Here is a 9,302-nt window from a genome sequence, read left to right as displayed (position 1 = left end):
AGGGAGCAAAGCAGTTACCGACTAATATGCCTAATCCGCCATCTTACCGAAAGGTAAATCCGGCGGATCAACCAGTTCTTTATATCTCCCTGAATTCTTCTATTCTGCCCCTGTCAACTGTAGACAAGTATGCTGAGACATTGCTGGCACAACGTCTATCAATGGTAGATGGGGTGGCGCAAGTGCAGGTTTTTGGTTCTCAAAAGTACGCGGTACGAATTCAACTCGATCCCGAATCGCTGAGTGTAAAGGGAATAGGAATTGATGAAGTAGCTGATGCGATCGCTAATGGAAATGTCAATCTACCGACTGGGACACTTTACGGTCAACAGCAGAATTCTACCATCCAAGCTAACGGTCAACTCAACGATGCCGCCAGCTATCGCTCCCTAAATGTGGCTTATCAAAACGGCGCACCAGTGCAGTTAGGTGAACTAGGTCAAGTTCTGGACAGCGTAGAAAATGATAAGATTGCGAGTTGGTATTTTCCTGTCAAGAAGGAGAGTAAAGGCGCAGAGGAGAAATCCTCAATCCAAAATCCAAAATCTAAAATCGTTCGACTGAGCGGAGCCGAAGTCCAAAATTCTGGCGTGCGGGCGATCGTTTTGGCAATTCAGCGCCAACCGGGAACTAATACTGTTCAAGTTGTGGATGCAATCAAGAAACTGTTACCCACCTTTCGGACACAGATTCCGGCGGCTGTGAACATGGATATTCTCTACGATCGCTCCCAGTCAATTCGCGAGTCGGTGGATGATGTACAATTCACGCTGTTGCTCACCATCGCTCTGGTGGTGCTGGTTATCTTTCTGTTTCTCCGCAATATCTCTGCAACAGTCATTCCCAGTTTGGCAGTACCGCTTTCGATAGTAGCTACTTTTGGAGTCATGGTGTTGCTCGGCTTCTCCCTCGATAACCTGTCGCTGATGGCGTTAACCCTTTCAGTAGGTTTCGTGGTTGATGATGCCGTAGTTATGCTGGAGAACATTGTCCGCCACATGGAAATGGGTGAAAGCCGGATGGAAGCAGCCCTAAATGGTTCTAAAGAAATTGGTTTCACAATTTTATCTATGACCATTTCTTTAGTAGCAGTATTTATCCCGATACTTTTCATGGAAGGTATTCTGGGGCGACTTTTCCGTGAGTTTGCCGTTACTATCAGCGTTGCAATCTTGGTATCTGGCGTAATTTCTCTGAGCTTAACGCCAATGCTGTGTTCCAGATTCTTGAGTCCACCTCATCATGAGGAAGAGAGTGAGGGGGATGAGGGAGCAGGGGGAGCAGGGGAAGCAGGGGAAGCAGGGGAAGCAGGGGGAGAAATTCTTAATTCCCAATCCAAAATCCAAAATCCAAAATCTAAAATCCAAAACTTTAACCGTCGTCTCTACAACTTTTCAGAAAACATTTTTAATGTGATATTGGGCGGATACGATTGGAGTTTGAAGAAATCACTCAAGTATCATCGCACAACGATGGTGATTTCGGGAGCGATTCTTGTAGCGACAGTATATCTATTTATCATTGTGCCTAAAGGGTTTGTTCCCAACGCAGATGTCGGACAAATTACGGCAACTACTCAGGCATCAGAAGATATATCCTTTGATGAGATGGTAAAACATCAACAGGCTGTAGCTGCGATCGCTTACCGAGATCCGAATGTCGATTCTATCAACTCTAGTGTCGGGGCTGGTGGGCCCAATGCTTCTGCTAACGCTGGCAGAATTTTAATCGAACTCAAGCCACGCCATGAGCGCCATCTCAGTGCTGATGAAGTTGTGCAGGAACTCCGACCGAAGTTGTCAGTTGTGCCTGGAATCAAGGTATTCTTACAAAATCCCCCAGCTATTAATGTCGGTGGACAACAGACAAAAGCACAGTATCAATTTACTCTGCAAACTCCCAATATTCAGGAACTTTACCAGTATGCTCCAGCTTTAGAAGAGAAATTGCGATCGCTATCAGATTTACAAGATGTTAACAGCGATTTGCAAATCAAGAATCCCCAAATAAAAGTAGACATCAACCGCGACCAAGCTTCGGCTCTAGGTTTGACCGCCAATCAAATTGAAACTGCCCTGAGTAATGCTTATGGTACTCGCCAAGTTTCTACCATCTACGCCCCCGATAGCCAGTATCAAGTAATTATGGGCGTGGAACCAAAATATCAACAAAATGCCAATGCTCTAGATTTACTCTCAGTTCGTGCCCCTAGCGGACAACTTGTACCTCTCAACGCTGTCGCAACTTTGAGCAAAGATGTGGGGCCGCTGACTATTAACCATAAAGGGCAACTAGCATCTGTCACCTTCTCCTTTAACCTCAAGCCAGGAGTTTCACTCGGTAACGTCACTGGCAAAATTGAGGAACTCGCCCGTCAAACCCTGCCACCTACTATTAGTACAGGTTTCCAAGGTTCAGCCCAGGCATTTCAATCTTCAATTCAGGGTTTAGGATTGCTACTGCTAGTGGCCATCTTGGTGATTTATATCGTGCTGGGGATTCTCTACGAGAACTTCATTCACCCACTGACAATCCTTTCTAGCTTACCCTCCGCTGGATTTGGGGCAATACTGACCCTGTTGCTGTTTCAAGTTGACTTGAATATTTACGCCTTCGTCGGCATTATCCTGCTAGTTGGCATTGTGAAGAAAAACGGGATCATGATGGTTGACTTTGCGATTATTGCCCGTCAAAACGGTAAAACGCCCTATGAAGCTATCTACGAAGCCTGCTTAGTGAGGTTCCGCCCAATTATGATGACTACAATGGCAGCACTCATGGGTACGCTACCCATTGCCCTTGGTTTGGGAGCCGGAGCAGACACACGCCGTCCCCTCGGTTTAGCTGTAGTTGGGGGATTAGTGTTCTCGCAGTTTCTCACACTTTATTTGACGCCCGTTTTCTACACCTACATGGAGTCTTGGCAAACTAAGCTGAAAAAACGCAGCTGGCGCAAACAGCCAATTTGAAACTCTCTCGACTGAACAAATAACGCTTGGTTCATTTGTTCAGTCGTGTTTCAACGATTCATTCTGGGAAAAATAGGATTTTTATTAAGCCTTTATTAAATATTCAAAAGCCCTCTACAAGCTAATTCTAAAGCCGTAGGGGGCTTTTGATATGAACAAGAATATTCCATACAAAAACTTTGTTCACGAGTAAGGTAGTTTTGTTTAGCAAAGCCCACTTATATCATGTCCGCCAAATTACAAATTGGTTAAGATATCCCAGTTGACTTTCACATAGCCAGGTTTAATGGAAACTTAAGCAAGTTAAAAATTAACTTCTGCCTTCACGTTTCGGTGTTTCGCGCAATCTGTAGCAGCTTCCGCTTTCCCTGTAGTAACTTCTGCTTTAACGTTTCGGTGTTTCGCGCAATCTGTAGCAGCTTCCGCTTTCCCCGTAGTAACTTCTGCTTTAACGTTTCAGTGTTTCGCGCAATCTGTAGCAGTTTCTGCTTTCCCTGTAGTAACTTCTGTCTTCACGTTTCAGTGTTTCGCGCAGTCTGTAGCAGCTTCCGCCTTAAGAATAGCTACAAATATCAAATGACTGGAGGTATTCCAATACTGTTTGGTTAAGGCAAGAGACGCGATAAATCGCCGTCTCTACAATAATCAGTCTTTTGTCTTGACGGCGATTTATCGCGTCTTTGTGATTTATAATTTTCATCAAAAAACCTTAACCGAACGGTATTGGGAGGTATTCGTAAAAGCGATGTCTACGACGGGCTACGCCTACGCAAAGACAAGTTGCAAAAAATATAAGTAATATTTAAACCCGAAGAATCCCAGCTTTATCACGACATTTTAGAATCGAGTCTACTGCTGGTGGTGTTGGTAGTCGTTGCCTTAATTGTCCAGCAAATGGGGTTATGGCTGGGCGTAGCTTACGCTTGTACCTTTTTGTATGGCGCGTCTGTGCGATATTTTCAAGGAAAAATTGATACAGATTACAACCACCTACCCGGCCCTTTAGAGACAATTCCATCCATTTGGTGGGTGAATCGGTCTTACCATTGGCGGCATCATTTTGATGATGTTAATGCCTACTACAGTGGTGTCTTTCCTCTAGTGGATAAAATTCTGGGCACAGGACTGTCTCTTAAAGGTAAAACCATCGCTTTAACCGGAGCATCAGGAGCGTTGGGGCAAGCGTTGGCGGCTGAACTTGTCAAAAATAATGCTAAAGTCGTAGCATTAACCACTAATCCAGAAAAATTAGTAGAGCAAGTTGGGGTAAAGGTGGTTTCCTGGCAGTTGGGCAACGAAGCCAATCTGAAGGATAGTTTAGAGAAAGTAGATATTTTAATTATCAACCACGGAATCAATGTCTACGCCAGCCGCACACCGGAAGCTATCAACTCCTCTTATGAGGTGAATACCTTTTCAGCATTGCGGTTGATAGATATATTTTCGACAACTGTAACAGGCCCACAAGCAAAAGCAACCAAGGAAATCTGGGTAAACACTTCTGAGGCTGAGGTTTCTCCAGCACTGAGTCCACTTTATGAACTCAGCAAAAGAGCGTTAGGAGATATTGTTACGCTCAAGCGTTTAGATGGGGATTGTGTAATTCGCAAGTTAATTCTTGGCCCATTTAAGAGTCAACTGAATCCTTATGGAGTGATGTCTGCACAGCAAGTTGCTCGTGCGATCTTATTTTTGGCACGGCGTGACTTCCGAAATATTATTGTGGCAATAAATCCTCTCACCTATCTGCTGTTTCCCTTAAAAGAAACTAGTACGTCACTATACTATCGAGTCTTCAGCCGAACAGCGAAAAGGACTGACGCAAACAATAGTCGAAAAGAATGATTTTCAGGTAGTAGTTTTTCAAGTTTAAATTGAGAGTTTGTAGTAAGCACTTTAGTCCTTATTTTCTAAGCACTAAAGTGCTTACTACAAACTATCAAAACTATGTTAACAAAGTAGTAGGGGCAATTCATCAATGGTCTTAATGATAAGTCTTTAACCGCACATGATATCATATCATGTTCGCATAATTAGTTATGATTTCCACAGTCATTGCACCCCACCCCCAGCCCCTCCCCGCCTGCGGGGAGGGGAGACAAAGCATAGCTTTGGCGGGGTGGGGTTCTTCGGGTTTAATAAGTAATCAACCGAACATGATATTAATCCCCTCCCCGCCTGCGGGGAGGGGAGACAAAGCATAGCTTTGGCGGGGTGGGGTTCTTCGGGTTTAATAAGTAATCAACCGAACATGATATCACAGGTCATTTTTAGGAATTTCCTCACGAAATTCTATGACCAATTGCATAGTTTCCACTACCAAATCGCGTAAATCTCGATTGAGCGCTACAGAGCCTTGAGATCCAAACCAACGGTCAAAAATAGTGACATATCGCTGATTTCCATTGACGAATCCTTGCATGAACTTAACCAGAGAATAGTTGACTGTATCCAAGAATTTGGAGTTATTTTCTGGCACCATACAAGCGATACCTTCTCGTGAATAGGGGCGATCGGGTACGATCGCAAAAGCATCTGGATTTTTTTGCTGTTGCAGCCATCCCTCTAAAAGAATGCTATCGGATGAGAAAGCATCAATAGTATCTTGTTCTAAAGCGGTGTATCCCTCTGCCCTAGTTTTAAAATATACTAGCTTAACCTTGGGTTGTACACGAGCGATCGCCTGCTCATTTGTGGTTCCTGCCAGCACACCAATTCGCTTACCAATAAGTGATTCAGGAGAACCTAGATTACTTCCTTTCTTAACTAATAATTGGGTTCCAGTTGCACCGTAGCTGACAGAAAAATCTACTTTTTTATCTCGCTTCCATGTAAAACTACTAGCATCACATACAATATCAACTTCTTGATTAACTATTTTAGGAATCCGCTCAGAGGGGCTAAGACTAACTAATTGCAGTTTAATTTTTTTTCCTGTTTCTTTTTCTAATTGCTCTTTAATCAGAATTAGCATGTCTACAGAATAGCCATTTAACTTTCCTTTACTATCCACATAGGCAAAAGGTAGCGCATCTCTACTAGTACCAGCTGTTAATACTCCTGTTCTGGCGACTTTTTTCATTACAGTCTCAGCAGCTACCACATTCGACATGAGCATTGCAAACATCAGACTTAAAATAGGGATAGCAATTTTTTCAAACATAAGCTTTAAGAGTAGGTAATTTTTTCAAAAATCAAATCTGATTTACAGCGTATTTCTGGTACAAGCGATCGCACTAGTACAGCATGGCGTAAATAAACATACCATTTCAAACGGCGCAAGAAGCTCGGAATACAATTAATTCTTTTGACTTTTGACACTTCGACTTCTCTGCAAGACGCTGCACGAACGCTCAGTGTTAACTTTTGACTTCCGCCTTGTGGTACTAGGCTCAGGCTGGAGAGTTTCACCGTCTCTAAGACGCTACGCGATGGTGCAAAGCACTCACCAAAGGCGATGTCTACGCAAAACTACATAATTCGGTAAAATTGGGTAAAGCAATTTTTGCGCTTGTTAAACAAAGAAAGGCATCAGCAAACCCATGCAACTGAAACTCAGTGCATCTCGACTCCCCTTCGCCCCCCTATTGTTAATCGCCCCCTTTTTCCTATGGGGGACGGCAATGGTAGCCATGAAAGGAGTCATACCCCATACCACACCGCTATTCATGGCAGGTGTGCGTCTGATACCAGCAGGGATGTTAATTCTGATTGCAGCAGCATTCATGGGTAAACCCCAGCCGAAGGGTTGGGCTGCATGGCTGTGGATTGCCTTATTTGCCCTAGTAGATGGGACGCTGTTTCAAGGCTTTTTGGCAGAGGGATTAGTCAGAACTAGTGCAGGGTTAGGGTCTGTGATGATTGACTCGCAACCCTTGGCTGTTGCTTTGCTGTCGTTGTGGCTATTCCAAGAACACATTGGTTTTTGGGGATGGCTGGGGCTAGGCTTGGGAGTCACAGGCATTAGTTTAATTGGCTTACCTGATGAGTGGATTTTACATTTTTTCGACTCAGGCGCAAATATGACAATCGGCAACTGGCAAGATTTATTTGCTAGTGGCGAGTGGTTAATGCTGTTAGCAGCACTATCAATGGCAGTGGGAACAGTGTTGATTCGGTTTGTATGCCGACATGCTGACCCTGTAAGCGCTACAGGATGGCACATGATTTTGGGCGGATTGCCACTATGGGGAATTTCATCAGTTGTTGAATCCCAGCAGTGGGAAAATCTGGGAGGATCTGATTTCATCGCCTTGGGTTATGCTACCGTATTTGGCAGTGCGATCGCTTATGGGTTATTCTTCTACTTTGCCTCTAGTGGCAGTCTTACGAGTCTTAGTTCTCTCACCTTCCTGACACCCGTCTTTGCGCTACTATTCGGCAATCTTTTCCTCTCAGAAGTCCTCAGTCCGTTGCAGTGGGTAGGAGTATTTCTCACTTTAATCAGCATCTATCTCATTAACCAACGTGATACTTTAGGAGGACAAAACGACACAGTTACTGTCGGCGAGATAGCTAATATACAGCAACCAGTTTTAGAAGCATCTGCTAAAAAATTGAACCCCATAAGCCTAGCAGTTAGAGAATCTGAACCAGAAATATTACCCTAACTTGTTAAAATAATTCTTAATTAGTAATTAAGTAGGGGATGAGGGAGAAATCAATTCAAAATTCAAAATTTAAAATTTAAAATTAAAGAACTTCTGCCTGGTTGTTGAGCGACTTGCCCTGAGCGTAGTCGTTGGCGCAGCCTCTCGTAGAGAAGGGAGTCGAAACACTGCCTCCTGCCTCCTTTTTCCCAATTCCCAATTAAAAATGACAGTTAACATTTGGTGGTCTAGAAGCTATTGTGGTATCGAAGATTTGAAAAGCACGTTCAGGCTGGAACTTGCAATATGAGGCTATGCCGTTCCTCAATTCTGATATTTACCTGTTTTTCTTGCGTGGGTTTTTACCCAAATCGCTCAAGTGCAGCTACACCTAACCTAGCACCTGAAATTTTAGAACTTGCACAAGCTAGTTCGACAATTACTGCTAGTCCGGCTGTTTTGAGATATGGTAGTCGAAAATCAGATGTGCAGAGACTACAAACCCAATTAAAGCAGTTGGGTTACTACAGGGGTGTAGTAGATGGACAGTATAACGCCAGTACGGAAATCGCTGTAGCTAAATTCCAGAAAGTAAAGGGTTTAAAATTAGATGGGATTGCTGGCCCGGCGACTCAGGTGAAACTCCAAGCAGCAATAGAGGCTAAAAAGCAGTTTGTCACCTCTCCAATAGTTACCTCTCCAAAAGTTACCTCCCCAATAGTTACCTCTATTGCTCCGACTTCTGCAAATCCCAAAGCATCTGAGAGAGGTTTTGTCTGGTGGTTACTATTTGCCATTGGAGTTTTAGGATGTACTAGCGCACTTTTTTATCTGCTGAGGTCGTTTCAGAAGGTCAAGCAAGTGCAAAAGTCCGAAATATCAGAGCCTAAAAGTTTGAGTGAAGCTAACAAAGAACCGATTACACCACCTTTAGTGGAGACTGTCACTAGTTTACAAACACCTCCACCACCAACGTTTTCCACACAATTACTGCTACCAGAAAAAACTTCCCGTCTTGCTAAACTCAATATCGTGGAGGAATTAATTCAAGATTTACGCAGTTCTGACCCAACCAAGCGGCGCAAGGCTATTTGGGATGTGGGTCAGCAGGGAGATTCGCGGGCAATTCCACATCTGGTTGACCTGATAATTGATGCTGACTCTCAAGAAAGTAGCTTAATCTTGGCAGCTTTGTCAGAAATTGGCATCCGCACACTCAAACCAATGAACCGTGCTTTAGCAATTTCAATTCAAGATGAAAGTCCACAAGTGCGGCAAAATGCGATCCGTGACCTGACGCGCGTTTATGACATGATGGGTCAAATGAGTCAGATGTTGCACCATGCGCTAGAAGACCCAGATCCCGATGTGCAAGCAACAGCACGATATGCTTTAACTCAGATGAATCGAATACGAATACGTGACTTGCCGGAGCAACAGAGTCTACAGGAAGATTCCGATGGTGATTCACAACCATAGAAATTGGTAGTGTACCCAATACTTCTCGCTTTGTGCATTTTTAATTAGGAATTGGATTTTGGAAAAGGTTATATAGCGGTTCTCAGTTGAGTGAGGTACAAGAAACCCACCCCCAACCCCCTCCCCGCAAGCGAAGAGGCAGGGTGGTTTCATACAAAGAAAGAAAAAACCTTTTGAATTTGATTGGCTAAAGCACGTTGAGCTTGAGGGATAGTGCGAAAACCAAGAAATCTGGCAAGAGTGATGAAAAAATTATGTAAGATTG

At 43.8% G+C, this 9,302-nt stretch carries 6 protein-coding genes and 1 pseudogene; 4 read left to right on the top strand and 3 right to left on the bottom strand.

Annotated features, from left to right (window positions below; all coding sequences use genetic code 11):
* Nucleotides 1-2,969 (top strand): efflux RND transporter permease subunit (locus CDG76_RS34615; protein WP_094353385.1); only part of this gene is annotated, 2,969 nt, incomplete at its 5' end.
* Nucleotides 2,970-3,522: 553 nt separating this feature from the next.
* Here CDG76_RS34615 and CDG76_RS37975 read toward each other — a convergent pair.
* Nucleotides 3,523-3,669, bottom strand: coding sequence for a hypothetical protein (locus CDG76_RS37975; RefSeq protein ID WP_190241078.1), 147 nt, complete (start codon nucleotides 3,667-3,669; stop codon nucleotides 3,523-3,525).
* A 110-nt stretch (nucleotides 3,670-3,779) separates the two neighbouring features.
* Here CDG76_RS37975 and CDG76_RS34605 point away from each other — a divergent pair.
* Nucleotides 3,780-4,814 (top strand): annotated as a pseudogene (locus CDG76_RS34605) (bifunctional sterol desaturase/short chain dehydrogenase); the annotation flags it as partial.
* Between the two features lie 412 nt (nucleotides 4,815-5,226).
* Here CDG76_RS34605 and CDG76_RS34600 read toward each other — a convergent pair.
* Nucleotides 5,227-6,132 (bottom strand): amino acid ABC transporter substrate-binding protein, encoded by a 906-nt coding sequence (locus CDG76_RS34600; RefSeq protein ID WP_094353345.1) that lies wholly within the window; start codon nucleotides 6,130-6,132, stop codon nucleotides 5,227-5,229.
* Between the two features lie 5 nt (nucleotides 6,133-6,137).
* Complete coding sequence (locus tag CDG76_RS38865; protein WP_223265521.1) at nucleotides 6,138-6,380, bottom strand: hypothetical protein; 243 nt, start codon at nucleotides 6,378-6,380, stop codon at nucleotides 6,138-6,140.
* A 131-nt stretch (nucleotides 6,381-6,511) separates the two neighbouring features.
* Here CDG76_RS38865 and CDG76_RS34595 point away from each other — a divergent pair, with 131 nt between their 5' ends.
* Together CDG76_RS34595 and CDG76_RS34590 are read left to right on the top strand one after the other, a co-directional pair.
* Nucleotides 6,512-7,579: a DMT family transporter gene (locus CDG76_RS34595; protein ID WP_094353344.1), complete on the top strand. Its 1,068-nt coding sequence runs from the start codon at nucleotides 6,512-6,514 to the stop codon at nucleotides 7,577-7,579.
* A gap of 285 nt (nucleotides 7,580-7,864) precedes the next feature.
* Nucleotides 7,865-9,037 carry a peptidoglycan-binding protein gene (locus tag CDG76_RS34590; protein WP_094353343.1) on the top strand — a complete coding sequence of 391 codons (1,173 nt, stop codon included), beginning with the start codon at nucleotides 7,865-7,867 and terminating at the stop codon, nucleotides 9,035-9,037.
* The last annotated feature ends 265 nt before the right edge of the window (nucleotides 9,038-9,302 follow it).

Source organism: Nostoc sp. 'Peltigera membranacea cyanobiont' 210A, from assembly GCF_002246015.1.
GTDB lineage: Bacteria > Cyanobacteriota > Cyanobacteriia > Cyanobacteriales > Nostocaceae > Nostoc.
The sequence above is the reverse complement of the archived record's forward strand: the minus strand, read 5'-3'. Positions and strand labels throughout refer to the sequence as shown.

What these genes read in the sequence shown, in the direction of transcription:
- CDG76_RS37975 (WP_190241078.1), bottom strand. Translation starts at nt 3,669, where the DNA reads ATGAAAATTATAAATCACAAAGACGCGATAAATCGCCGTCAAGACAAA.
- CDG76_RS34600 (WP_094353345.1), bottom strand. Translation starts at nt 6,132, where the DNA reads ATGTTTGAAAAAATTGCTATCCCTATTTTAAGTCTGATGTTTGCAATG.
- CDG76_RS34595 (WP_094353344.1), top strand. Translation starts at nt 6,512, where the DNA reads ATGCAACTGAAACTCAGTGCATCTCGACTCCCCTTCGCCCCCCTATTG.
- CDG76_RS34590 (WP_094353343.1), top strand. Translation starts at nt 7,865, where the DNA reads ATGAGGCTATGCCGTTCCTCAATTCTGATATTTACCTGTTTTTCTTGC.